Annotated in this window: 19 protein-coding genes; 12 read left to right on the top strand and 7 right to left on the bottom strand. The window is 62.2% G+C overall.

Annotated elements, in window-relative coordinates; translation table 11 throughout:
* Positions 1–24: 24 nt before the first annotated feature.
* Positions 25–660 (bottom strand): ribulose-phosphate 3-epimerase, encoded by a 636-nt coding sequence (locus tag BV034_RS25735; protein ID WP_265593472.1) that lies wholly within the window; start codon positions 658–660, stop codon positions 25–27.
* Between the two features lie 160 nt (positions 661–820).
* On the opposite strand from BV034_RS25735, the gene tadA reads away from it, so the two are divergent.
* The 12 genes from tadA to BV034_RS25670 all read left to right on the top strand — a co-directional run bounded on the left by tadA (position 821) and on the right by BV034_RS25670 (position 15,865).
* The gene (gene tadA, locus BV034_RS25730; RefSeq protein ID WP_050029838.1) at positions 821–1,306 is read left to right on the top strand and encodes a tRNA adenosine(34) deaminase TadA; all 486 of its coding nucleotides are present in this window, start codon (positions 821–823) and stop codon (positions 1,304–1,306) included.
* A 92-nt stretch (positions 1,307–1,398) separates the two neighbouring features.
* Positions 1,399–2,718, top strand: coding sequence for a hypothetical protein (locus tag BV034_RS25725; protein ID WP_265593471.1), 1,320 nt, complete (start codon positions 1,399–1,401; stop codon positions 2,716–2,718).
* 378 nt (positions 2,719–3,096) lie between these two features.
* Positions 3,097–4,116, top strand: a complete 1,020-nt coding sequence (locus tag BV034_RS25715; protein ID WP_050029821.1) for an AAA family ATPase — start codon at positions 3,097–3,099, stop codon at positions 4,114–4,116.
* Between the two features lie 112 nt (positions 4,117–4,228).
* Positions 4,229–6,001, top strand: a complete 1,773-nt coding sequence (locus tag BV034_RS25710; RefSeq protein WP_050029820.1) for a hypothetical protein — start codon at positions 4,229–4,231, stop codon at positions 5,999–6,001.
* A 79-nt stretch (positions 6,002–6,080) separates the two neighbouring features.
* Positions 6,081–7,121: an ABC transporter ATP-binding protein gene (locus BV034_RS25705; protein WP_265593470.1), complete on the top strand. Its 1,041-nt coding sequence runs from the start codon at positions 6,081–6,083 to the stop codon at positions 7,119–7,121.
* Positions 7,122–7,291: 170 nt separating this feature from the next.
* Positions 7,292–7,672 (top strand): four helix bundle protein, encoded by a 381-nt coding sequence (locus BV034_RS25700; protein WP_265593469.1) that lies wholly within the window; start codon positions 7,292–7,294, stop codon positions 7,670–7,672.
* A gap of 125 nt (positions 7,673–7,797) precedes the next feature.
* A complete protein-coding gene (locus BV034_RS25695; protein WP_265593468.1) occupies positions 7,798–9,303 on the top strand; it encodes a hypothetical protein in 1,506 nt (501 codons plus the stop codon).
* A complete protein-coding gene (locus tag BV034_RS25690) occupies positions 9,300–10,220 on the top strand; it encodes a DUF58 domain-containing protein (protein WP_050029817.1) in 921 nt (306 codons plus the stop codon). The genes BV034_RS25695 and BV034_RS25690 overlap by 4 nt, the downstream gene beginning before the upstream one ends.
* A gap of 112 nt (positions 10,221–10,332) precedes the next feature.
* Complete coding sequence (locus tag BV034_RS25685; protein ID WP_050029816.1) at positions 10,333–10,740, top strand: hypothetical protein; 408 nt, start codon at positions 10,333–10,335, stop codon at positions 10,738–10,740.
* A 45-nt stretch (positions 10,741–10,785) separates the two neighbouring features.
* Entirely contained in the window at positions 10,786–12,588 is a 1,803-nt protein-coding gene (locus BV034_RS25680; RefSeq protein ID WP_050029815.1) for a BatA domain-containing protein, read from the top strand.
* A gap of 35 nt (positions 12,589–12,623) precedes the next feature.
* On the top strand, positions 12,624–15,188 hold the full coding sequence (locus tag BV034_RS25675; RefSeq protein WP_050029814.1) for a VWA domain-containing protein: 2,565 nt from the start codon (positions 12,624–12,626) through the stop codon (positions 15,186–15,188).
* A 56-nt stretch (positions 15,189–15,244) separates the two neighbouring features.
* Positions 15,245–15,865, top strand: a complete 621-nt coding sequence (locus BV034_RS25670; RefSeq protein ID WP_050029813.1) for a hypothetical protein — start codon at positions 15,245–15,247, stop codon at positions 15,863–15,865.
* Positions 15,866–16,139: 274 nt separating this feature from the next.
* On the opposite strand, the gene BV034_RS25665 is transcribed toward BV034_RS25670, so the two are convergent.
* The 6 genes from BV034_RS25665 to BV034_RS25640 all read right to left on the bottom strand — a co-directional run bounded on the left by BV034_RS25665 (position 16,140) and on the right by BV034_RS25640 (position 23,863).
* Complete coding sequence (locus BV034_RS25665; RefSeq protein ID WP_050029812.1) at positions 16,140–18,359, bottom strand: tetratricopeptide repeat protein; 2,220 nt, start codon at positions 18,357–18,359, stop codon at positions 16,140–16,142.
* A gap of 127 nt (positions 18,360–18,486) precedes the next feature.
* Positions 18,487–19,026: a hypothetical protein gene (locus tag BV034_RS25660; protein ID WP_050029811.1), complete on the bottom strand. Its 540-nt coding sequence runs from the start codon at positions 19,024–19,026 to the stop codon at positions 18,487–18,489.
* 286 nt (positions 19,027–19,312) lie between these two features.
* A complete protein-coding gene (locus BV034_RS25655) occupies positions 19,313–20,698 on the bottom strand; it encodes a DUF4241 domain-containing protein (protein ID WP_050029810.1) in 1,386 nt (461 codons plus the stop codon).
* Positions 20,699–21,012: 314 nt separating this feature from the next.
* Complete coding sequence (locus BV034_RS25650; protein WP_050029809.1) at positions 21,013–22,323, bottom strand: Gfo/Idh/MocA family oxidoreductase; 1,311 nt, start codon at positions 22,321–22,323, stop codon at positions 21,013–21,015.
* 48 nt (positions 22,324–22,371) lie between these two features.
* Complete coding sequence (locus BV034_RS25645; protein ID WP_009960002.1) at positions 22,372–22,617, bottom strand: glutaredoxin family protein; 246 nt, start codon at positions 22,615–22,617, stop codon at positions 22,372–22,374.
* A 40-nt stretch (positions 22,618–22,657) separates the two neighbouring features.
* Positions 22,658–23,863, bottom strand: a complete 1,206-nt coding sequence (locus BV034_RS25640) for a PQQ-binding-like beta-propeller repeat protein (protein WP_050029808.1) — start codon at positions 23,861–23,863, stop codon at positions 22,658–22,660.
* Between the last annotated feature and the right edge of the window lie 61 nt (positions 23,864–23,924).

Below are 23,924 nucleotides of genomic sequence, written 5' to 3'. Positions count from 1 at the left end.
CCGCCAGGGCGGCCATGGAGGCCTTCATGTCTGGCGGTCCAAAGGAGGAGGTGCCCGCGACGAAGAGATTGGCCCCGTGCTGGCGGGCGATGGGGGCGTGGTCACATAGATGCCGCCATCCACCTGGAGATGGTATTTCAGGCCGTGAGCCTCGCGGTAGTCGCGGGCGGCGGCGAGCTTTGGCATGGTCTCTTTTTCCATGAAGGGCTGCCCGCCAAAGCCAGGCACCACGGTCATGATGAGAAGGAGGTCGATGAGGTGCAGATAGGGGATGGCCGCTTCGAACGGAGTGGCGGGATTGAGCACGAGACCCGCGCTGAGCCCGGCGGACTTGATCCGCTGCAGGGTGGAGAGCAGGGAGGTGTCGTAGCGGGCCTCGACGTGCACGCTGATATTGCCCGCACCGGCCTTGATGAAGCGGTCCAGGAAATGGTCGGCGCGCTGGATCATGAGATGCACGTCCAGGAACATGTCCGTGTGGCGCTTCACGGCCTCGATCATGGCGGGGCCGAAGGAGATGTTGTCCACGAAATTTCCGTCCATCACATCCAGGTGGAGCCATTTGGCACCGGCTTCCTCGGCACGTTTCACTTCAACAGCGACGTTGGAAAAATCGGCAGCGAGCAGGGAGGGGAGGATGAGAGGCGTAAAACAGTCCATTACCGGGCAGTATGCGCGGCCTGGGCGGCTTTTCAAACGGTGAGGTGAGGGGGCGTCGTCAGAACTGGTCACAACCGATTGCGCACTGGCCTGGGATTGCGCATGTTGGCCGGTGGATTTTGAGATCAACTTCGAAGACCCCCCGGGTGATGAGCATTATATGAGGGAGGCCCTGCGCCAGGCGCGCAAGGCGGCCCGGCAGGATGAGGTGCCGATTGGGGCCGTCATTGTCCACGGCAGCCAGATCATTGCCCGCGCATGGAATCAGGTGGAGACGCTGAAAGACGCCACCGCCCATGCGGAAATGATCGCTCTCACCCAGGCCCAGGGGGCGCTGGGGGACTGGCGGCTCAACGAGTGTGACCTCTACGTGACCAAGGAGCCCTGCCCCATGTGCGCCGGGGCCATCATGCACTGCCGCGTCCGGCGCGTCATCTTTGGCTGCCCGGATCTTAAGGGCGGGGCGGCCGGCGGGTACTGGAACCTGCTCCAGTCACCGAACCTGAATCACCGCTCTGAGATCACCGCCGGGGTGCTGGGGGAGGAGTGTGTGGAGGTGCTGAAGAGCTTCTTCCGCGAGGCAAGGGCGAGGAAGGTCAACGGCATCAACCACAAAAAGGGCATCGCTGACACAGGGGCCGAGTAGGTGCGTGAAGGCCCGGTGAAGATCGGGTGAAAAGGGTGTGAAGCCCCACTTAGCCGTTGCCAAAGCGGGCATGGGGTCGTTAGTTTTCCCCCATGCCAATGGAAAACTCTGCCCGCTACTGGCAATCGGCAGCCAAGCGTCTGGCTCAATTTGTGAACCTGGGCTGGTGGTTGGAAAGCTGGCTCACCTGGGTGGTCTCGGCCGGGCTCGCTGGCGCGGTGGCGATTCTGCTGGTGCGATGGATGGAGGGGGTGGAACTGCGCTGGGTGTGGGCAGCGCTGGGAGCCGTGCTCGCGACGGGCGCCCTCGTGGCCTGGGGTACGGTGCGAAGGAAGTTTGAGTCTGCGGAGGCATCGCGCATCCGTCTTGAGGACGCGATGGGTTTGAAGACCCGCCTGACCGCTGCGGCTCAGGGCGTGGGTCCCTGGCCGGAGCCTGCCGAAAAGATCACCTGGCCCGTGCGCTGGAGGTGGCAGCGTCCCGTTATTACCGTGGGTCTGGTGGCCGCGCTGCTGGCGCTGGCGGCGTGGGTGCCCATCGAGGCCCGGGCAGCCTCCAAGAAACGGACCATTGAAAAGCCCTCCGCCGTCAAAGAGGTGGAGCAGTGGATCGATGAGATGCGTCACAAGGACGCAGCCGACGAGGAGTCGCTCAAGGAACTGGAGAAGAAGATCGCCGAGCTCCTGGAGCGTCCTGCGGAGAACTGGTATGAGCACGGCAGTCTGGAGGCCGCTGGCAATTTGAAAGAGCAGACCTCTGAAATGCTGCGGGAGCTCTCTGAGAACCTGGCCGACGCGGAGCGAGCGGCTTCCGCGTTGCGTGCCGCGGGCGATGCCTTCCCGCAGGAGGCCAAGGAGGCGATCGGCGGAGAGCTGGCCAATGCCGCCCAGGGGTTGCGCACCGGGGGCATCAAGCCTGGCGAACAACTCTTGAAACAGCTTCAACAAGCTTCCAACGGGCAGGGGCAGAATGGCCTGGGCAATCTCTCCAAGGAGCAGCTTGAGCAGCTGGCTCAAATGCTACGGGACAACGCCAAAGCGCTGGCTGAGGCCCTGGCGAACTCCCCGGAACTGAAACTGAGCCAGTGTGCTGGCTGTGAAGGAGAGGGGGACAAGCCTGGCAAAGGCGGGATCAACCGTGGGCCAGGTACTGCGCCGCTCACCTTTAAAAAGGATGAGACCAATCTGGATACCAAGAAGCTCGAGAACCTGAACTCCCAACTCGACCTCAATCGCATCGCCCCCGGCGACGTCATGGGGGTGCAGGATGGCAAGCACGAGGTGGATGAAAACGCCTACTCGGGCTCGAAGCAGGGGGGCACCATTCAGAATGCAGGCGATGGCGGGGCAGCGGTGTGGCAGAACTCCCTGCTGCCCGGTGAACGGGAGGCGCTGAAGCGTTATTTCAAATGACCAAAGCGCCTCCACCCGGTTACCATCTGGAAATGGGGCTCTGGGCCGTGGAATTGGTGATCTTTGCCATTTTTGCCGCACGTTGCATGCCCAGTCTGGGCGGCAGATCGCCTTGGATATCCTCACGCCTGGTCCTGGTTTTTGTATCCTTGAGCGTTCCGTTGTCCATCGCCTGGATGAGGCTTGCTCAATTCCGGGCGCATCCGTCGATTCCCGATGTGCCACATGTTCAAGCCAAGCTTGGGGAAATTGAAGATCTCTTCGTTGCTGGCACCTGCATCCTCTCGGTGATGCTCGTCATGCACTCACTTGCCTGGTGGGTGGGAAGACTAGCAGGTCACAAAACCGTCCTTTCTGACAAACTTCCGCCATCTCCTCATGACCCCCATCCAGCCACTCACTGAAGAAGAAGCCGCCCAGGGTGCCACCTCCATCAACCGCCTGCGCACCGCGCTGCAGCAGGTGCTTTTTGGCCAGGAAGCCCTCATCGATCATGTGATCACCGGCCTGCTGGCGCGGGGACACTTGCTGCTGGAGGGCCTGCCGGGTCTGGGCAAGACGGAGCTTGTGAAAGGCCTGTCCAAGGCCCTGGCGCTGGAGGCCAAGCGCGTGCAGTTCACGCCGGACCTGCTGCCGGGCGACATCACGGGCAACCCCATGCTCCAGGACACGCCGGACGGGCGTCGCTTTGTGTTCCAGCCGGGCCCCCTTTTTGCCAACCTGGTGCTGGCGGATGAGATCAACCGCGCCTCGCCCAAGACGCAGTCGGCTTTGCTGGAGGCCATGCAGGAGCGTCGCGTGACGGTGATGGGAGAGTCCCATCCGCTGCCGCAGCCGTTCTTTGTGCTGGCCACGCAGAACCCCATCGAGCTTGAGGGCACCTATCCTCTGCCGGAGGCGCAGCTGGACCGCTTCCTCTTCAAGCTGGATGTGAAGAGCAACGATGCCGAGACTCTGGAGAAGATCGTGCTGCATCGCGAGATCGGCGTTGAACCCACGGTGGACACGGTGATGACCGCTGATTCCTTGAACCAGGTGCTGGACATGACCCGCCGGGTTTACATGCCGCAGCCAGTCGCAAATTTCATCGCCCGTCTGGTGAAGGCCACGCATCCCGGTGAACCTCACGCGGGCGGGGTGAAGTACGGAGCCAGCCCCCGTGCCGCGCTGGCACTGGCCGCTGCATCCAAGGCGCGGGCGCTCATGGATCAACGCCTGAACGCCAGCTATGAAGATGTCCGTGCGGTGGCTCCGGCCGTCCTGCGTCACCGACTGCTGCTCGACTACGGAGCCAAGCTGGAAGGGCTCACGCCGGACCTCATCGTGGCGCGTCTGCTGGAGCAGGTGCCCGCGCAGGACAAGCCGCTGCCCACCAGTCTGAAGGCGGCCAAGATCTGACCTCTCCCGCCGCCCTGCCCCGGTGACCTGGTTTGCATGCCGCTTTCATCATCGGGTTGGTCATGAGGGCGCATGATCCAATCATTTCATTTTCCCCACTGCATTGTTTCCTATGATCCGCATCCTTCTGTGTTCACTGCTGGCAGGCGGCCTGTTTTTGCCACTGTACGGCGGGACATCCTACTCGCCCGGAGTGGAGACCGGGGCCAACTTCCATGTAGAGGTGAAATCCTGGCTGGAGACGTGTCCACAGTACGGGCTGGTTCCGCTGGAGTTGCGCATTCGCAACGGCGACTCCCGGCCCCACACCTGGACATTGCGGGCGGGCAATCTGTATGGAGGCGGCCTCTCGACCGAGGCGAAGCTCACGGTGGAAGCAGAGTCCTCCGGGCGTCTCATGGTGTATGCCCCGGTAACACCGCAGACGGACAACGCCTACTATTACGGCAACCTCGGCATCTCGGTGGAGGGGCCGGGCATCAACCGCCCCCAGGCGGGGAACCTGCACAGCCAGGGTTCGGCCTACCGCAGCAACAGTACGGAGTTCATCGCGATGGGAAGGAAGCTCTCCACCAAAGGATGGAGCGGACTGCGCGGCAAGATCAACGGCGGCACCGGGAGTTCTAGCTCTAACAATGAGCTCATCGGGAGTGAGGTGGATGCGAAGGATGCGCCGGATGACTGGCGTGGCTACACGGGGCTGGCGCATCTCTGGCTGGATGCCGGGGAATGGCAGGGGATGGATGCGAAGACCAAAGGAGCAGTGCTGGACTGGGTCTCGCTCGGAGGCCGGCTCTATGTTTTGAACGCCGGTTCTGGAGGAGATTCCGTGAAGGAGCTGTTCCCCATGGTGAATGGCCCGGAGGAGCGCCCGGGTAAGATGCGGCACGGGGCGGGCCGGCTGGAGGTGCTGACCTGGGACGGCAACACCTTCCCGCTGGATGAGGTGACAAAACGGGTGAAGAGCGGGGGCGACCTCGGAAGCTGGAATCGGCTGGACGACTACGATCAAAAGTGGAACCTGAAGGAGAAGGTGGGCAAACTCACGCTGAAGTCCGGGTTGATTTTCACCTTCATCCTCACGTTTGGGGTGCTCATCGGTCCTGTGAACCTGTTCTGGCTGGCGGGTGGGGGACGGCGACACCGGCTGTTCTGGACGACGCCGGCCATAGCTCTGGCGGGCAGTGCGTTGCTGGTCGCGCTCATGGTTTTGCAGGATGGTACGGGAGGATCGGGATCTCGATTGATCCTGGCCACGCTCATGCCGGACCAGAAGCGCATGACCGTGCTGCAGGAGCAGGTGGCCCGCACGGGCGTGCTCATGGGCAGCAGCTTCCCGGTTACTGAGCCGGTGTGGATGATGCCCCTGGACATTGATGACGAGCGTGTGCCTAATTTTGGCACCTCGAACCGTGATGGTACTTTTGCCGACAATGGAGAATCCCGTTGGGGGGACTGGTACGCCAGCCGGTCAGTGCAGGGGCAGCTCATCCAGACGGTGCGGCCGACACGGGCTGCGGTCGAGTTTCAGCCAGCGGTGGGCGATGCCACGCCGGTGGTGTTGTCCAGTCTGGAGGTGCCCTTGAAGAAGATCTTCATTGTGGAGGAGGGGCCGCGCTTCTGGGTGGCGGATGATCTCGGCACCGGCGAAAAGAAGCCGCTGCGTGCCGCCACCGAGCAGGACTTTCGAGGCTGGATTCGGGAGAAAGTGGAGTTTGATGGCGGACCGCTCGCTCAGCAGGTGCTGGGGCCCGCCAAGGGACTACCAGGCCGGATCTACGCTGAGGCGGCTGAAGCTGAAAAGCTGGCCGTGCCCACGCTCGGCTCCATCCGCTGGAACGACGACCGCCTGATCATCCTGGGCAACTACGTGAAGAAGCTCTAACTCACCCGTCGGGCGATGCTGTTGCCTCATTGAACCACCGCCACGCCGACTCCATTCAACCCAAGTTTGTTCCGCCACCATGGAAACTCCCACTGCTGCCGCCCCCGCTGTCGAACCGCCGCAGACTGCCCCAGCGGCCGTTCGTTCGGCACCGCCTCCACCACCCCTGCCGGAGACCCTGGTAGAGGTGCGGCATCTGCACCGGGTGTTCGACAATGTGCATGCCGTAAAGGATCTCAACTTTGACATCCATCGCGGGCAGGTGGTGGGGTTCATCGGCGCCAACGGGGCGGGCAAGACCACGACCATGCGCATCATGGCCACACTGGACTCGCCCACCAGCGGCATGGTCCGGGTGGCTGGCGTGAATGTGATGGACCGGCCGGAGAAGGTGCGACGTCTCATCGGCTGGATGCCTGACCACTACGGCACCTACTCGTGCATGACAGTGTATGAGTACCTTGACTTCTTCGCCCGCGCCTATGGTTTCAAGAGGGCCGAGCGCCGCGCTCGCGTGGAGGAGGTCATGGACTTTGCCGATCTGCTGGTGCTGGCGGACCGCCCCATGAACAAGCTCAGCAAGGGCATGGGCCAGCGTCTGTGTTTCGGCCGCATGCTGCTGCCCGATCCAGATTTCATGATCCTGGACGAACCGGCGGCGGGTCTGGATCCCAAAGCGCGCCTGGAGTTCAAGAATCTCGTCCGTCTCCTGGCTCAGCGCGGCAAGACGCTCTTCATCAGCAGTCACATCCTCAGTGAACTCGGGGAGATGTGCGACACGCTGTTGTTCATCGACGGTGGCAAGCTGGTGTATCACGGTGCTGCCGAGGCGCTCCGTCGTGGCAATGGTCGTGCCAGCAACGGCGACTCCCAACTGGTGGTGGACATCACCGTGCTCGGCAAGGTGGAGGAACTCCACCTCTGGGCTGGTATGAACCCCGGCTGGAGTCTGGTCGAGCAACGCCGCGATGGTGCCCGCCTCGCCCTCGCCAGTGATGACCTGCACCTCCTCTCCGCAGGCCTGAAGAAAATGGTCAACGAGGGCATCCCCGTCGTGGAGTTCCACCGCGAGGTCCGGCGGCTGGAGGATGCGTTCGTGGATATGCTGAAGAAACAGTGAGTCAGTGGGCAGTGGGCAGTGAGTCAGTGGGCAGTGGGCAGTGGGCAGTGGGCAGTGGGCAGTGGGCAGTGGGCAGTGGGCAGTGGGCAGTGGGCAGTGGGCAGTGGGCAGTTTTACCGTTGAAAATGATGAGTGCAGACGAAGTCAATAGTTCAAAGAAGATATTGAAAGTGGCTCGGTCCTATCGGGATCTGGAGCTGTATCGTCAGGCCTTCTTGTTTCAGCAGGCAGTGTTCAAGCTGTCCCAATCGTTCCCCAAGGAGGAGCGGTATTCGCTCACTGACCAAGTGCGAAGAAGCTCACGGGCTGTTGGAGCCAACATTGCCGAGGCCTGGTCCAAGAGGCGGTACGAAGCCCATTTTCTAAGCAAGCTCACGGATGCCGATGGCGAGTTGCAAGAGACCCTCCACTGGCTGCGCACGGCCTACTCGTGCAAATACCTTTCCAAAGAAACGTGCGAAACCCTTGTCAACAAGGCTTCTGAATTGGGGCGCATCCTTGGTTCCATGATTGCCAATCATCAGAGGTTCTGCATTGCACCTCCGACCTAACCCCTTCGCCTCTTTCCAATCGTGATCTCAAGCAGCCGCCAATTTCTCGAAGCACTTCCAAGCTGCGGATACTGACGCACTGGCAACTGCCCACTGCCCACTGAACTCCCGCCCCCTGACTCCCCATGTCCTCACCTGCCACAACAGCCCCTCTATACACCCTCCCGCCGCCAGACTTTTCCGATTGGCTCAGTCCCATCTTGGTCAAAGAACTCCGGCAGGGGCTGAAGACGAAGGCGTTTATTTCCATCTTCATTCTGGTGCAGGTGGTCATGACGTTGCTGGTGGGCATGCAGTTGCTGGCGCTGGCCAATGGGGCTTCGCGAGGGGCGATGGTGGGCTTCGACGGATTCTTCTGGGCCTTTGTCTGGATTCCTCTGCTGGTGCTCATGCCAGCTCGGGGGCTGATGGCGGTGAGTGATGAGGTGAAGGCGAATACGCTGGACCTTGTGCAACTCACCCGGATGAGCGCCTTCCGCATTGTGCTGGGCAAGTGGGTGGCGCTGGTGGCGCAGTCTCTGTTGCTGGTGGCGGCGGTGCTGCCTTATGCGGTGCTGCGTTACTTCTTCGGTCAGGTCAATGTGGTGGATGATCTGACGGTCATCGCGATCATGGTGGCCATTTCGTTTGTGTTCACGGCCTTCGCCGTGGCGCTCTCCAGTGCACCCATGGTGTTTCGTATCATTGCCCTGGTGCTGTTTCTGCCCTTTATATTTTCCGTCGGCATCAGCAGCCTGTTTGCCAACCGCCTTGGATTCATGGGCATGTCAGGTGCCTCGCCTTCGGTGTGGTTGATTGCCACGGTGGTGGGGCTCTATGTGTACCTGCTGCTGGAGATCGCTGCCACCCGGATTGCCCCGGTTTCCGAGAACCATGCCGCGCGCAAGCGGTTGACGGCCCTCGGCATGGCGGTCGTGGCCAATGTGCTGGCCTACACGACGGATGATGATGTGTCTGGCTTGTGGTTTCTGCTGTGCTCGCCCGTCTGGGGCTGGATCGTGCTGGAGGCCCTGTGTGAACACACCGTTCGACTGCCCAGCCTCTATTCATCTTGGGCACGGCGGGGTTATCTGGGCCGGATTGCGGGTCGGGTGCTCTATCCCGGTTGGGCGACTGCACTGCTCTTCACGGGCATCTTGTACATCGCCCAGTTCAACGCAGTCTATCAGATTTCGGTGCGTTCCGGCGCCGGGCTGACTGATATGAAGCAGGTGGAGCTGATCGTCACCTTTGTGCTCATCTATGCCTCGGCCATCGCGCCGTTGCCGGTGTTGCTTCTGTTTCCGCGCGTACGCCAGCCCATCTGGCTGTATGTCCTCATTCAGGCTCTTTTCGGTCTGCTGTTTGCCATTGCCTCCATTGTGGCGGGCACTCCTGGCGTGACCAAGGAGGCGGCCTACCGTTGGTTGGCTCCATTCCCCTCAAGTGCTCTGTTCGCGTTCATGGAGGGGGGCACAGACGGCACTCCCCTGGACTTCTATTTCAAGGTGACGCTCGCGGTGGTGGTCGTGTTAGTGGGCTATTTGGGCTTCCGCATGATCAAGGAGTTTCGCGCCATCTCACGCCTGGAAGATCAATCGCGGCCTGATGGTGAGGACCGCGTCACCCCAGCCACTCAGCCATCCTCATGAGCACGGCAGCGATTCAGATGGACCTCCACACTGCGGACTTCCAGCCCTCGGCACTGGCAGTCGTGCACCAGCGGATGAAAGGCGCGGCGGCCGTGGCCCGGCTCCCCTTGCGCAGCGGCCACTGGAGCGGTGTGGCGGGCAGCGTGTTGGGGCAGGGGACTGGCAGCTCCATCGACTTCCAGGACCAGCGTCCCTACATCCCGGGAGATGATCCCCGCCACATCAACTGGCAGGCCTATGCGCGCACGGGGAATTACACGATGAAGCTCTACCGCCAGGAGGTGACGCCCAAGGTGGATCTGCTGCTGGATCTGAGTCCCTCCATGTTCCTCACGCCTGCCAAGGCGCTGCGCACCTGGGAGGTGGTCTATTTCTGTCTCGAAAGCGCCCTGCGTCTTGGCGCGGCGGTGCGGATTCACGCACTGGGCCGGGATGCGGTGGATGTGCCGATCGAGCGGGCGCTGGCGCATGACTGGCCCCGTGGCGAAGTTTCAACGAACCCCAATACCAAAGCCGATGTCGCGGGGCTGTTGGAGCGGAGCCCGCTCCGCGCTGGATCTCTACGGGTGCTGGTGAGCGATCTGCTGAGCGAGACTCCGCCGGAGCGGATGATGAACGCCCTGCTGCATGGGAAGGGGAGGGCGCTGGTGTTTGCCCCCTTTTGCATTGAGGAGGCTCATCCGGCCTGGGACGGCAACATCGAGTTCGAAGAGTGCGAGTCGGCCCTGCGCGACAAGCGACGGGTGGACAAAGACATCCTCGTTCGCTACCTCCGGGCGTATCAGATGCATTTCTCCCTCTGGCGAGAACAGGCCGTGCGCCGCGGGGCGGGTCTGGCCAGGGTGGCGGCGGAGCCCCCCTTCCTGGTTGCTCTCCGGGCGGAGGCCCTGAGTGCAGGCGTGGTGGAAATGGGCTGACCCGGACGCGGAGTTGATGTTGAATGAAACCTGATCGTCTCCGCCTCTGGCACCGCCCGCATCGGCTCCATCGTAACCTTCTCTGAATCCTCATCCCACCTTTCTCATCCACATGAAACTGATCCACTTCACCGCAGCCGTCCTCCTGACCGCTGCACTGTCCTCCTGCAACAAGAAAACGGGAACCCAAGGCGACAGCACCGGCGCTGTCGTACCCGCTGAGGACGGCCCCAGTTGTACAACTGGCGCGGGCGCGGCCCGCAACCGCATGGTCACCGGTGAAGACACCAAGGAAGCCGGCAGCGAGAAGGAAAAGCCTGCGGAAGGCGGCAGCCGTCTGAAAGAAGCGGCTCCCAATGCCCCCGCCAAGCTGGGTGCCGCAGGCACGGATGAAGGCACAGGACCGGTACCTGGCGAGAGCAAGGAGGTGGAGTTCGAGGTGAAAACAAAAGGCAGCGACGACGCCACCCGCGCCGCGCTGGACAAGATCCTGGACAAGACCCCGACCGTGAAGCCCTGATGTGATGTGATGTGACGCTCGTGACCGACTGCTGATCCGCCCCCCATGCGACTGCTCCTCGCCAATCCCGCCGGCCTCTGGGCCCTCCTGGCCATCCCGGCTGTGTTGGTCATCCATTTCCTCCAGGAGCGTTCCCGGCGGCTGCGGGTGAGCACGCTCTTCCTCCTGGAAAGAGTGAGGCCGGAGAGCACGGGTGGGGCGAAGTTTGAGCGGCTGCGGAACTCAGTGCCTCTCTGGCTCCAGCTCCTGGCGGCCCTCTTGCTGACCTGGCTGCTGGTGGAGCCCCGCTGGATCAAGGAAGACTCCCGCCAGACCGTGGTGGTGGTGCTGGACAGCTCCGTCTCCATGGAGGCGTTCAAGGAGCCAACGCGTGAGCTGCTGGCAGAAAAACTGCGGGGCTGGAGCCGGGCGGCAGCGCGGACGGAATGGCACCTGCTGGAGACGGATGTACGCAAGCCCACCCTTTACACCGGGTCGGAGCTGGCCGGAGTGCTAAAGGCGTATGACGGCTGGAAGCCCGTGCTCGGCACCCATCGGCCGGATGAAGCCCTGCAAGTGGGCTCGGGTTTGGTGAAAGAACACGGCATCGTCATCTTTGTGACGGACCGCAAAGCGGAGGTGGCTGCCGGCGTGGCGGTGCTCTCTGCGGGAGAGGAGATCGAGAATGTTGGTTGGGCCGGGGTGGAGACGACTCTGGTCAAGCCGGGAGTGCCCGACTCTGGCGTGAAGTGGTCGGTGCTGGTGCGCAACTATGGCAAAGCACCGCAGACCCGCCAGTGGTGGGTTGAGCAGGAGGGCAGTACGGAACCGAAGCGTTCCAGCCTCACTCTAGCCCCTGGGCAGACCGGAGAACTGGGCGGCGAGCTGCCGCCGGGCGTGGATCGGGCCACGCTGGTGCTGAGCGGAGACCAGTTCACCTGGGATGACCGCATGCCCTTGCAGCGCCCCGTGGAACGGGTGGTGAATCTTGCGTTTGAGGCAAGCTCGGCCCCTGGCGGGGTGATGAAGAAGATGCTTCAAGCCCTGGACGGCGTGGCGGTGGCCCCCGTCACGCAGAACCCGGACCTGACCGTGGCGGAACTGGGCAATCCTGTGAATACGGATGCGGTGCAGATTCTGGGAGGCGGAGGCGAGAACCTGCCGCTGGACGGCAGCTACACCGTGGCAGAGGACCATCCGCTCACCCGCGACCTCAACTGGATGAGCCTGTTGACTCCTCGTCCCATGGAGCTGGGCCTGACGGAACGGGACGAACCCTTGCTCTGGAAGGGCGGCCGCCCGCTCGCGCTGATCCGGCACGACCTCACTGCCACCGGCACCCCGGTGCGCCGCCTGCTCCTGGCCTGGGACCTCTCCCAGTCGAATGCCGCCCGGCACCCGGCCTTGCTCGTGATGTTGCATCGGTATGTGGAGCAGCTTCGCAAGGCCAAGCGGGAACCTTGGGCGGGTAACTTTGAGGCGGGGCAGAATCTCGAGGTGCCAGCGCCGCTGGCCGCTTCTGGGGCCGCCCCGGCTGCGCTCACGCTGCGTCGCGATGATGGTACTCGCGCGGAGTTCACTGGGCGCGTCCCGGATGGAGTCGGCTTCTTTGACCTGGAGGAGGGGGGGAAGACGATGATCCGGGGAGCGATCCACTTTGCAGACACCCGCGAGGCCGATTTCCGGGAGGCCGCCCCTTTGGATACGGTGGATGCGCGGCGCTGGGAGGCGGCGCTCAAACAAACGGAGGCCGACCCATTGACGGGCCTGTGGGTGCTGTTGGTGCTGGGTTGTCTGCTGGGGGCCTGGGGCTGGCGGTCCGGTCCGGCACGTTCTTCCGCGGGCTCCATCGTCACCGTCCGAAGCTGAGCTGCGCGTTTGTTTCCTGAAACTCTGAATTTCTCATGCGTCTTCTTTCCCCTGAATGGTTGCTTCTCATCCCCGTGCTGGCTGTGGCGGGGTGGTTCTGGCGTGGACTGAAGCTGGCGCGACCGTTGCGTGCGCTTTGTCTCCTGGTGGTGACCGCCCTGCTGGTGCAGCCTCAGGTGCGCAAGCAGAGTGATGCGCTGGACCTCTGGGTGCTGGTGGATCAGTCCGAGTCGGCTGGTGATCTGTTGGGCCCTAGAATCTCGGAGTGGGAGACTATTTTGGAGAAGTCGCGTCGTCCGTCTGACCGGCTCCACTTCGTGGACTTTGCAGGGGAGGCGGTGACTCGTGGAGCGCAGATCCGTGCGGGCTCCGGCACCCAGTATGCGGGCCCTCGCGGGGCCACGCGGCTGAAGTCGGCAGCTTCCTATACCCTGGCGCAGATCCCTGAGAGCCGGGCGAGCCGCCTGCTGGTGCTGACCGACGGCTTCAGTACGGAGCCTCTCGACGGCTTGGCTGAACGCCTGCGTGAGCAGGGGGTGCCGCTGGACTACCGCCTCGCGGCCCAGAGCACCGTGGGGGACTGGCGCATTGCCGCGCTGGCCCTGCCCCGTCGCGTCCAGTTGCGTGAGGCCTTCCTGGCTGAGGTGGTGGTGCTGGGGGATCGCGATGGCAAGATCCCGGTGGAGCTGACCCGGAACGGCCAGAGCATTGGCCGGAGGGATGTGGAGGTCATCAATGGTGTGGGTCGTCTCCGCTTCACCGATCGTCTCGGCGTGGCAGGGGCCTTCCACTACGAGGCCCGGCTCATGGCGGCGGATGATGCGGTAGCAGGAAACAATGCGGCCTCCCAGTGGGTGGAGGTGCAGGGCGGCCCGCGCGTGGTGCTGGCGACTGCCTATGAGAATGACCCTCTGGCCCAGGCACTCCGGGCCCAGGGGTTCGAGGTTGAAGCCATCACCGATCTGGGGCTGCTCAATGTGGGCACGCTCACCGGGACCAAGGTGGTGGTGCTCAACAACGTGCCCGCCTACCGCCTGGATCCTCGGTTCACCAAGGCCCTGGATTTCTTTGTCAACCATCAGGGCGGTGGTCTGGCGATGATCGGCGGCAAGCACAGCTTCGCTGCGGGTGGCTATTTTGGATCCCCGGTGGAGCCGCTGCTCCCGGTGAGCATGGAGTTGAAACAGGAGCACCGGAAGCTGGCGGTGGCTATGGCCATTGTCATGGACCGCTCTGGCAGCATGTCGATGACGGCACCGGGCACCTCCCTGGTGAAGATGCAACTGGCCAACGAAGGCGCGGCACGGGGCATCGCACTGCTGGGCGACAACGATATGGCGTGTGTCTATGCCGTGGACAGTGAGCCGCATGAGGTGTGCCCGCTGGTGGCGGTGGGGAGCAATCGAGGCACGCTCCAGAATGCCGTGCGCCGCGTGGAGAGCACCGGTGGGGGCATCTATGTTTACCAGGGACTGAAGCGGGCCTGGGCTGAGCTGGAAAAGGCGAAGGTGGGGCAGCGCCACATCATCCTGTTCGCGGATGCGGCAGATGCTGAGGAGCCCGGCGAATACAAGGCCCTGCTGGAGAAGATGAGCAAGGAGAAGGGGACGGTGAGCGTCATCGGTCTGGGCACGGAAAAAGACAGCGACGCCGATTTCCTGAAGGATGTGGCGCTGCGTGGCAATGGGCGCATCTTCTTCAACTCAGATCCCAAGGAGCTGCCGGCTCTCTTTGCCCAAGAGACCGTGGCGGTGGCCCGCTCTGCCTTCATCGAGGAGCCTATTGCCCTCAAGGGCACACCCGGTTGGATGGAGATGGCCTCGGGTAATCTGGAGTGGCTGCCCAAGGTGGACGGCTACAACTTGAGCTACCTGCGGCCAGGGGCCACCCAGGCCGCTGTGAGTGGGGACGAGTACGCTGCACCGCTGGTCGCCTTCTGGCAGCGTGGAGCTGGGAGGGTGGCTACGGTGTCGTTTCCTCTAGGGGGTGATTTCTCCGCCACGACGCGGAGCTGGCAGGGCTACGGAGGTTTTGCCCAGAGTCTGGCCCGCTGGTTGATGGGGGAGACTGTGCCGCCGGGCGTGGGCCTGCGCACGGCTCTGGAAGGCAGCAAGCTGAGGGCCGATCTGTTCTACGACGAGAGCTGGAACCAGCGCATCGCCGCGCATGCTCCAGAGCTGGTCCTGGTTCAAGGGGATAACATCCAGGCGGCACCGGCGGAGTGGGAGCGCCTGGCACCGGGGCACTATCGCGCGACGGTGGAGTTGGTGCCGGGGACTTATCTGCGTGGGGCGGTGAAGATTGGCGATGCTGCCTTCGCGTTCGGACCGGTGAATGCCGTCACGAACCCCGAATGGAGCTTTGATCGCAAACGGCTTGATGAACTGAAGTCCGTAAGCTCCCGCAGTGGCGGAGCGGAGCGGGTGGATCTGAGCGATGTGTGGAATGCTCCGCGCCCGCCGGCGTGGAAGGATTTTAGAAGGTGGCTGGCGGTGGCCCTCGTGCTGGTCCTGCTGCTGGAGGCGTGGCAGACCCGGACCGGATGGGGAGCGGGATGGTTCAAGCGGGCAGACAAGCAGGCGCCCGAGGCCGTGGCTTGAAGTGTCGGGCGCAAGGAATTGTGTTTTGCCACGCATGCCTGTAAGCTGCGGTCACCATGAAGCGTTCTTTTTCTCCCTTGGTTTTCGCCGGTCTTGTTGCAGTGGCCTCTCTGGGCACGGTGGGCTGCAACAGCCAGTTTGAGGTGAAATACAACGTCAGCAATACGGCACCGGCGGCCGAGGCCAAGACGCGGCTGGAGACGTTCATGAAGGAGGAGCTGGGCCGCCTTTCGAAGGGGGATGGTGCCGACCTGACAATTATCAAAGCCTGGTGCACTCTGGAGCTGGCCCATCTCCTGGAAGTGGAAAAGGCCCGCGGCAAGGCCTATCTGGAAGGCTTCGCTGCCGCCAAGGGCGACCCCGCCACGATAGAGAAGCCGCTGTTTGCCGATTCAGGTTATTTCATCAGCGCCACGATGGAGGGTGAGATGAGTGCGACGGTGACGGAGGCGGCGGGGAAGGACAAAGATAAGGACGAGAATAAAGCGCGGTTTGAGGTGAAGTTTACGTCCAGGGCCGATGGGAAGAGTTATGACCAGGGCAAGGAGGAGGTGGTGATGGTGCAGGAGAACGGAGCCTGGCGGATTGCCGAGGTGGAGTTTTCTGATGGCATGACGCTGACGAAGATGTTGAAACGGCCGAAGTACATGGAACTGCCGGCTGAGGGGGCGAAGTGATCCTATGTGATCCAAAGTAGTCACAGGCATCAGCCGGTTCAGGTGTCTGGCGATTACGGTTCGGCAGATCCGATTGTCCAAGGAGCGGCGGTTTGTGCTTGCACAACCGCCGAGGAGTAGCGGAGCAATTGTCCGCCAAATTCAATCCACCGTATGAGGCCTCATCGCTGCAGGTTGGCTTGTGGGCAAGCTTCCTCCGGCCACGTCCGGCGGTTGTGCAAGCACAAACCGCCGCTCCTTGGGGCGCAATCCTTCGCTCCCCACGTTCTCTCCCTCACAACGACTGATACAACGCATCAATGCGCTGCAGATCCAGTCCTGCCGGCGCGGTTTCCAGCAGCTTCTTGAGGTCCTCTTTGGCTCCGGGGCTGTCGCCGGTCTTCATGCGGGTGAAGGCGCGGTTCAGACGTTCACCGGGAGAGTCTGGCTCCAGGGCCAGGATCAGATCCAGATAGGGCAGAGACAGCTCCGGTTTCTTGGAGAAGCTGGTCAGGTTGTAGAGCAGTCGCAGGATCATCGCCCGTGGTGTGGCAGGCTCCCGCTGGGCTTCGCTTACCACCTGTCCCGTGGTCTGAATGATGAAACGCTCGGCCTCGGAGGGTTGGAGGAATTTACCTCCGTCGAAGACGTCGATGTAGGTCTCCACCTTCTCGCCGCCAAACTGCTCGCGGTAGGCGACCATGAACCGTCCGGGGAGGGAGACGCCGTAGACGTCCTTGAGGCCAAGCTGGCGGCAGAGTTCGAGGAAAACGATGGAGAGCGTGATGGGGATGCCTTCACGGTCGTCCAGCACCTGGTTGAGGTAGCTGTTGGAGAGGTCGTCGATGGCATCGCTGCGAGACCCGTGGAAACCGTTTTCCTTGAAGAGGTAGTGTGCGAGGCGGGCCGCAGCCTTGGAGGTGGAGCCGGAGGTGATCTCGGGATCTTTCTTCAACTCGTTGGCCATGCGCTCCACGGCTCGCAAGTAGGCGTCTGTGTCCAGTTCGGCATTGTCGTGTCTCGCCACGAGCAGGGCGGCCCGCATCAGTTCGGTCTGGTCGGCGGGGCGTTGCAGCACTTTCACCAGTTCTTCCGCGGTATTGCGGCGGTGGACTTCCCGCCCAAGCTTGCGCAGAGTGGCGGCCTGTTCCTCCAGCGTCTTGGCGCGCTGCTCCAGCAGACTGCGGGAAGCTGCAGGCTCGGCGAGGAGTTTCTCCATCGTCTTGTCCTTGGGACCCTTGTGCGCCAGGTAGTCGGTGAGCTCGGCGTTGAGCTGCAAGGCAAGTTGGTCGGAGATCTGGCTGTGGGAAACCTTCTCCCCTGCCTGGAAGTGTTTAAAGTAGGCCTTGGTCTGGCGGAACTTGCAAAGGCCCACCCGGCCACCGCGCAGCCCGGAGTCCTGCTGCTCCGTCACCAGGGTGTCGTTCACGAAGCACTGGATCTTGTTCTCATCCACTCGCACCCGGAGGGTGTTCCAGTCTCCCGAACGGTAGGCGGAGCTGGGGGCATCGCTGAGAATGGACCATGAGAAGACATCGGGTCCGTTGAAACGCGTGAGTCGCAGTTTTCCAGCGCTGGGGTAGAAGCCGTAGTGCACATCCTTGCCGTCTGCGCAGAAGCTCAATCCTGCCGCCCCGCTCTCTTCGTCCAGCTTCACGGTCACGCTGGCCTCGAACGGCATGGCGGGCGGATTCTCCTTGCTGAGGCACAGGGAGCGGCCGCCGAACCCTTCACCGGATCCGTCCACCTGGATGACGCCTGCGTGCTGGGTCCAGCTGGCTCCTTGCAGGGGTTCCCACAGCCGGTCGTCCAGGCGGCCGATGGTGAGCCAGCGCTGCATGGGGATGGGGTTGGGCTTTTCCAGAAGGAGCCGCAGGTCATTCACTGCATGGGCAAAGCCGAGATTGTTCGTGACCGCGCTCTTCAGCGTGATCACGCCCTGAACCTCCCCTTTGAGGTTGAGCAGGGGGCCGCCGCTGTTGCCCTCTTCGATTGGGATCGCGATCTGGATCATGTTGGATCCTTCCACTTCCCGGAGGGCGGAGATCACCCCCTCTACCACGCTGAATTCCAGCCCTTGGGGATTGCCCAGTGCGACCACTGGCTGGCCTTGTTTGACCGAGTCGGAGTCGCCCAAGGGCAGCGCCGTGAGGTCTTTCTTGCCGATGCGGATGATGGCGAGGTCCAGCGTGGGGTCGGTGGCATGTATTTCGGTGACGTCGTGCATGGAGCCATCGGAGAGCTGCACCTTGATGCGGCGGGCGTTCCCAATGACATGCAGATTCGTGGCGATGAGTCCGTCCGAGCTGATGATGAACCCTGTGCCGAGCGCCTCCTGACTGCCTCCGCGGCCGATCTGGGTGACGGTGACCAATGAGGGGCGGGCCGCCACGGTGAGCTCCTCCACGGAATGGGCGTGGGAGCCTGCGGCCGAGTCAGCCTTGGGCTTGGGCTTGGCCAAGACGAGGCCGCTGCCGAGGGCCAGCCACAGCGCGGTGAAAAGCAACGGGCGCATGATGAGGAAGGTGTAGCAAGTTTCGCGCAGGGTGGACAGGGAAATTTCCCCCCGCGAGATCTGGTTTGGAATTAACCCCGGAAACTCATAGAGGCAGCAGAGATCAACGTTCCGGCCGGGGGCATTCTTATGCCTGGCCTTGCCGTGCTTCAGCAATCTGGCGGAGCAGACGGTCTCGCTGGGCCTGGTATTCCGCTTTCGCGGATTCCATTCCTTCGGCTTTCTGGAAGTTGGAGAAGAGTTGATAAGCAATCAAACCTGCCACCACCAGTCCGAAGATGGGGAACACTGCCGGAGCCCCCATGGAACTGGCCGTGCTGATCCAAAAAATCAGAAACGGGATGCCGATCACCGCCCCGATCACGGCTCCCGCGGGGCTGGGTGGGCTGCGGTGGCCGTTTTTTCCTGAGACATAGAAGGTTTCCCGGTGGTCAGTCCATTCGCGATCGAGGCGCTCCAGCTCGTTCTGGAGTTCGATCACCTTCAGGTTTCCCGCCATCTGGCTGGTCGCCGCTGCGATCTGCTCAATGACCTCCGTGTAGGCGGCCGAGCCGCTGTGTTTCACCGCGAGCTGGCTGTGGCAGAACTGGCAGGTGACAAACCGGGTGGCGGGGCCGACTTCGAGAGGGGCTCCACAGTGATTGCAGCGCAGGGCGACCGTTTCCACGGGGGCAGGGTAGATGGGGGGGCGGGTGTGGAAAGGGGATTTTGGGTGTCAGTGCGTCAGTGCGTCAGTGCGTCAGTGCGTCAGTGCGTCAGTGCGTCAGTGCGTCAGTGCGTCAGTTTGGGGTTCGAGGTAAGTTGTAGACAGGGAGGGGGCGCTGCGTGGAGGTATCCTGACCGCGTAAACGCGGTGCTCCAACCCTGCTGGCGGGAACGGAGAGGGTTGGAGTACCGACTTTAGTCGGCTCAGGGAGGCTGTAGGTCGTCGCTCCGGTGGCGGAGACTTTTCATCAATTCCTGTACCCCGTGGAGATCGTGATTTCCAGGGTGGCGTTCTTAACATCGGTCAGTACTTCGTTGATCAAGTGGACGCTTCCCAAGTGGGTGTCAACTTTGGGGCCTTCTTCGGAGTTGGCGATGACATTGCCAGAGGGATCCAGCAGCCGGGCAGAGTCAAAGTTTGCACCAATGACATGGAATCCAGTGCCCTTGATATCGCCGCCGAGGAAGATCATCACATTCCACTGCGTGAGCACGGGATGGTCGATGGGCATGTTCAATTGGCCAGAACTCCAGGGGACCTGGATGGTTTCGTGCTGATGTTCAGCGATGAACTGAAAATCCGCGACCAAGCTGACAATGCTGCCGTCAGCAGCGAGGCCCCAATAGCAAGGTGACTCGCCGGAAGTATCGCCAACATTTACACAGATTGCGTCTGGATTCTCCGGCGGTGTTGACCTCAAATGCATGGACCGGTGCGTCTCAGTGATGTTCTGTCGTATCGGTTCGAGGTACGAGAGATTGAAAAGACGTTCTTTCTCTCTTTTCTCCAGTGACATCATGGCCCCGGCATCCACAAAGGCGAGATTCATATAGGCTATCTGCGTGTGGTGAGAGCCTCCGTTCACAGTTGGGGCTGGCGCCCATGTGGCAACTTCGCGGTCGGGTTGGAAAACGACACGCGCGGCAGCTCCGTACCCATGGGCGATGGCGAGCTCTACGGGATAATCACCTGGCGCAACTGAGCGGCTCAAGGGAAGGAAGTCATCATTGTCTCTCCCTAGGTCACAGACTCCAATGATGCCGGAGACCAGATGAAGGAGGCCAGCGGGAGCCACCTTCAAAGGGGTTTCGAGACCCATGACTCTGATCATCCGGTTGTCTTCAAAAAGCCGACCGCAATTTGGGCTGATGCCGGGCGGCAAATCTGGCAGGGGAGCATCGGGTTTCACCATCGCCAGGACTTGGTTCTTGACCGAGTCCGAGAACAATCGCTCACCTTCCGGCGCATAGAAGGGTGATACCTTGGTGATCCGCCAGTCGTTGCCCACGTGTTTCAACTCATACTCATAGAAGGCGGGATAGTGTTCGGCATTCTCCGTTTCTATGACCGCGAAATCCGTTTCAGTGCGGACATTGGTGATGCTCTCCTGCTCTGAATGGTGGGCTGGCTGGCTCCAGGAGTAGCCGAAGCCGAATTCATCTTTTGGGGCATCGGGGGTGAAGTGACGTTGATGGATGACTTTGCAGGCCTCGTTCCATTTTCTGAACGCCACCGGGTCGTAGTCAAAAGGGCCGCTGCCCATGTAGTCCCTGGCTGCAAGCCATTGCAGATGCAAATCGGAAATGTAGGCGCGGACGCGGGCCTCGGGGCTTTCGAAAATCAGGTCTGCCATAGCGAGGAGGGCGGTGCGTCAGTCGCGGTTCGAGGTAAGTTTTTTGGCGGGATGCTTGTGCTCGGTGTCAGGATCCTGACCGCGTAAACGCGGAACTCCAACCCTGCTGGCGGGAACGGAGAGGGTTGGGGTTCCGCCTTCAGGTGGTCATTGGATGTTCAAGAGTTCCCGCTCGTCACAAGGCGTGGCCCAAGCGGCGGTTCCCACACGCACTCCACAATCCTGCTGTGCAGGATCAGGTGTTGATGGCGTTGAGATGGCTCGGAAACGTCGAATTGCTTGCGATGTCGGAGGAGGGATCCCTCGCAGCCTTCCTACACCGGATACTCCCACGGACCGCGATACGCGCGGCTGAGGAGCTTGTTGGCCTCGGCGTCGCCGGGGATCACTTCCTTTTCGCCGTCCCAGGCGATGCTGCGACCCAGCTTGTAGGAGAGCATGCCCAAAAGGGGAAGACAGGAGGAGCGGTGGGCGCTTTCGATGCCGGCGACGGGCTCGCGCTTCTGCTCGATGGAGTCGAGGAAGTCGGCCCAGAGCAGGGCGATGTTGTGACCATCGGGCTCCTGGAGCTGGTGATCACCGTGGGCTCCGGCGTCCTTGCTGTTGGCCGGGTAGAAGGTCCAGCCATCACGCCAGCCGATATGAAGCACGCCTTTCTCGCCAAAGAACCGGGTGCCAATCGGGTGTTTGTCGTCGCCGCTGCCAGCGAACTTGCGGTGCTCCCAGGTGGCGGTGAACTGCTCGAACTGGAAGACGGCGACCTGGTGGTCCGGGGCGTCGCTGGTCTGCTGTTTGTCTGTCAGCACGATGGGGCCAGCCATGGGGCGGCCGCCGGTGCAATAGACGCTCTGGGGGGCCTTCTCATCGGTCCAGAGGAGCACCTGGTCCAGCCAGTGCACGCCCCAGTCGGCCATGGTGCCGTTGGCGAAGTCGAGGAAATTACGCCAGCCGCCGGGGTGGATCTTTGTGTTGAAGGGGCGCAGCGGGGCAGGGCCGCAGTACATGTCCCAGTCCATGCCGTCGGGTGGCTCGCTGTTGGGTTTGGGAGCCTCCGGGCCGCCCTTGCCAGCGACGAGGCAGCGGACCTCGCCGATCTTGCCCAGGGCTCCGCTCTTGAGGAACTTCATGGCCTCCACATGATGGGGGCCGATGCGGCGGTGCAGGCCGACCTGCACCTTCACTCCCGCGTCCCGAACGGCTCGCACCATGGCGGAGCTTTCCTTCACCGTGTGACCCGTGGGCTTCTCCACATAGATGTGGGCACCTGCCTTCGCGGCGGCAATGCTCTGCAGGGCGTGCCAGTGGTCCGGGGTGGCGATGATCACCACCTCTGGCTTCTCTTTGTCCAACAGTTCGCGGTAGTCCTTGTAGGTCTTGGGCTCCTTGCCGGAATCGATGGCCACGTCGCCTGCGGCGTTGGTGAGGACGTTTTCATCCACATCACAGAGGGCGACGACGTCGATCCGCTTGGAGGCCATGGCCTCCCGCAGGATGTTCATGCCCCACCAGCCGGAGCCAATGAGCGCGGTGCGGTATTTCTTGTCCGACTTCTGCCCGAGCAGGGGAATGGCACCGAAGGCGGCCGAGGCTGCGGCGGCGGATTGGAGGAAATGACGGCGTTGCATGAGAGACGGACCGGAAGGGAAAGGCGGAGTGCGAGGGGCTGAAAGGGACTAACCGGGGAACTTCATCTTCTTCCACCAGGCCTCCAGCTCGTCGGCGCCGAAGTCGGCCAGGATATGGCCGTCCACATCGATGCTGGGGGCTTTGCTTTGGCCGGTGAGTTCATGCATCTCGGCGCGTGCTTCGCGATCGCTGGTGACGTCCAGTACCTCATATTTCACGTTGTGGTCTTCGAGCCAGTCGATGGCTTCGTCACACCAGGGGCAGCCGGGTTTGATGAAAAGGCGGATACTCATTTGAAGAAAGGATTCGGGAAATATTGTAGGGGGGTGAAGGTCAGCCTTTCACGTCCAGGCAGACCACGTCGCCAGCGGCATTGCGGCAGTAGATGCGGCCGTTGGCGAGCACGGGCACGGTCCAGCAGCGTCCGCTCAGCACCTGGGCACGGGAGAGGGGCTTGAAGGCGTCTTTGGAAGGCTCCGCGATGATGAGCTCGCCTTTTTCACTGAGCACGATGAGCTTCCCGTCCGCCACGGTGACGGACCCGGCTCCCGCGCTCTTCTCGGACCACTTCTCCGTGCCGGTGCTGAACTCGATGCACTTCAGAGAGGCGTCCTTGCCTTCATTGCCATCGATGCCGTAGAGATGGCCGTCGATCAGCACAGAGGGGTTCATCTGATTGCGCATCACGCGGCTCTGCCAGACGACATCGGCGTTGCTGCCGGCGGTCTTGAGGAGGGCGGCGCCTTTGTTGTAGCCCGAGGAAACAAATACGAGGTCCCCTTGCACGACAGGGTCCGCCGCATTTACACCGTAGCTGGTGTTCCAGGGGTGTTCCCAGAGCTTCTGCCCATTGACCGGATCCACCGCGACGTAAGAACGTCCGGAGCCGAGGATGATCTCGGTCTTGCCGTTGCGCTCAATGGGGAACGGGGTGGAGTAGCCTGCGTTCCGGTCATCGGACTCCCACACGATCTTGCCGGAGGTCTTGTCCAAGGCCAGACCGCCCTGGCCGACATTGAGGATGAGCAGGTGCTTCCACACGAGAGGGGAGCCGCCAAAGCCCCAGTCAGGGATACGGGCATCGGTCTCCTGCTGCACATTCTTGGACCAGATGATCTTGCCGGTGGCAGCTTCAAAACAGAAGACGTCCCCCCAACGGCTCAGTTGGTAGAGCTTGTCACCATCCACAGCGGGCGTGCCGGTGGTGCCGCCTTCGAAGTACTTGTCACCCAGATCAGCATCGTAGGCGTGTTTCCAGATTTCCTTGCCTGTCGTCGCGTCGAAGCAGAAAACCGTGTCTTTGTTGTCGGCATTGCCCGTGGTGTAAACTTTGCCATTGGCTACCGTGAAGGAGGCGAACCCGGTGCCGACATTGGCTTTCCAGAGGACCTTGGGAGCGTTGCTCCACTTTGCGTTCCACCCGCTTTCAGCGGAGATGCCATTGCGATCCGGGCCGCGCCATTGCGGCCAGTCGGCAGCAAGAGCGGCCTGAGCACAGAGGGCGGTGGCGAGACAGAGGGAGGTAGAGAAGGGGTTCATTGGGGGTGTGATCGAATTGGCCCGGCCGACGGCGGGCGGTTGATTACGCTACGTTCCGGAC

The organism is Verrucomicrobium sp. BvORR034 (genome assembly GCF_000739635.1).
Classification (GTDB): Bacteria; Verrucomicrobiota; Verrucomicrobiia; order Verrucomicrobiales; family Verrucomicrobiaceae; genus Verrucomicrobium.
The sequence above is the reverse complement of the archived record's forward strand: the minus strand, read 5'-3'. Positions and strand labels throughout refer to the sequence as shown.

Excerpts from the sequence above, each read along its gene's own strand:
- BV034_RS25710 (WP_050029820.1), top strand. The coding sequence starts at position 4,229 with ATGATCCGCATCCTTCTGTGTTCACTGCTGGCAGGCGGCCTGTTTTTG.
- BV034_RS25735 (WP_265593472.1), bottom strand. The coding sequence starts at position 660 with ATGGACTGTTTTACGCCTCTCATCCTCCCCTCCCTGCTCGCTGCCGAT.
- BV034_RS25670 (WP_050029813.1), top strand. The coding sequence starts at position 15,245 with ATGAAGCGTTCTTTTTCTCCCTTGGTTTTCGCCGGTCTTGTTGCAGTG.
- BV034_RS25665 (WP_050029812.1), bottom strand. The coding sequence starts at position 18,359 with ATGCGCCCGTTGCTTTTCACCGCGCTGTGGCTGGCCCTCGGCAGCGGC.
- BV034_RS25650 (WP_050029809.1), bottom strand. The coding sequence starts at position 22,323 with ATGCAACGCCGTCATTTCCTCCAATCCGCCGCCGCAGCCTCGGCCGCC.
- BV034_RS25695 (WP_265593468.1), top strand. The coding sequence starts at position 7,798 with ATGTCCTCACCTGCCACAACAGCCCCTCTATACACCCTCCCGCCGCCA.
- BV034_RS25685 (WP_050029816.1), top strand. The coding sequence starts at position 10,333 with ATGAAACTGATCCACTTCACCGCAGCCGTCCTCCTGACCGCTGCACTG.
- BV034_RS25705 (WP_265593470.1), top strand. The coding sequence starts at position 6,081 with ATGGAAACTCCCACTGCTGCCGCCCCCGCTGTCGAACCGCCGCAGACT.
- BV034_RS25645 (WP_009960002.1), bottom strand. The coding sequence starts at position 22,617 with ATGAGTATCCGCCTTTTCATCAAACCCGGCTGCCCCTGGTGTGACGAA.
- BV034_RS25640 (WP_050029808.1), bottom strand. The coding sequence starts at position 23,863 with ATGAACCCCTTCTCTACCTCCCTCTGTCTCGCCACCGCCCTCTGTGCT.
- BV034_RS25680 (WP_050029815.1), top strand. The coding sequence starts at position 10,786 with ATGCGACTGCTCCTCGCCAATCCCGCCGGCCTCTGGGCCCTCCTGGCC.
- tadA (WP_050029838.1), top strand. The coding sequence starts at position 821 with ATGAGGGAGGCCCTGCGCCAGGCGCGCAAGGCGGCCCGGCAGGATGAG.
- BV034_RS25725 (WP_265593471.1), top strand. The coding sequence starts at position 1,399 with ATGCCAATGGAAAACTCTGCCCGCTACTGGCAATCGGCAGCCAAGCGT.
- BV034_RS25715 (WP_050029821.1), top strand. The coding sequence starts at position 3,097 with ATGACCCCCATCCAGCCACTCACTGAAGAAGAAGCCGCCCAGGGTGCC.
- BV034_RS25690 (WP_050029817.1), top strand. The coding sequence starts at position 9,300 with ATGAGCACGGCAGCGATTCAGATGGACCTCCACACTGCGGACTTCCAG.
- BV034_RS25675 (WP_050029814.1), top strand. The coding sequence starts at position 12,624 with ATGCGTCTTCTTTCCCCTGAATGGTTGCTTCTCATCCCCGTGCTGGCT.
- BV034_RS25655 (WP_050029810.1), bottom strand. The coding sequence starts at position 20,698 with ATGGCAGACCTGATTTTCGAAAGCCCCGAGGCCCGCGTCCGCGCCTAC.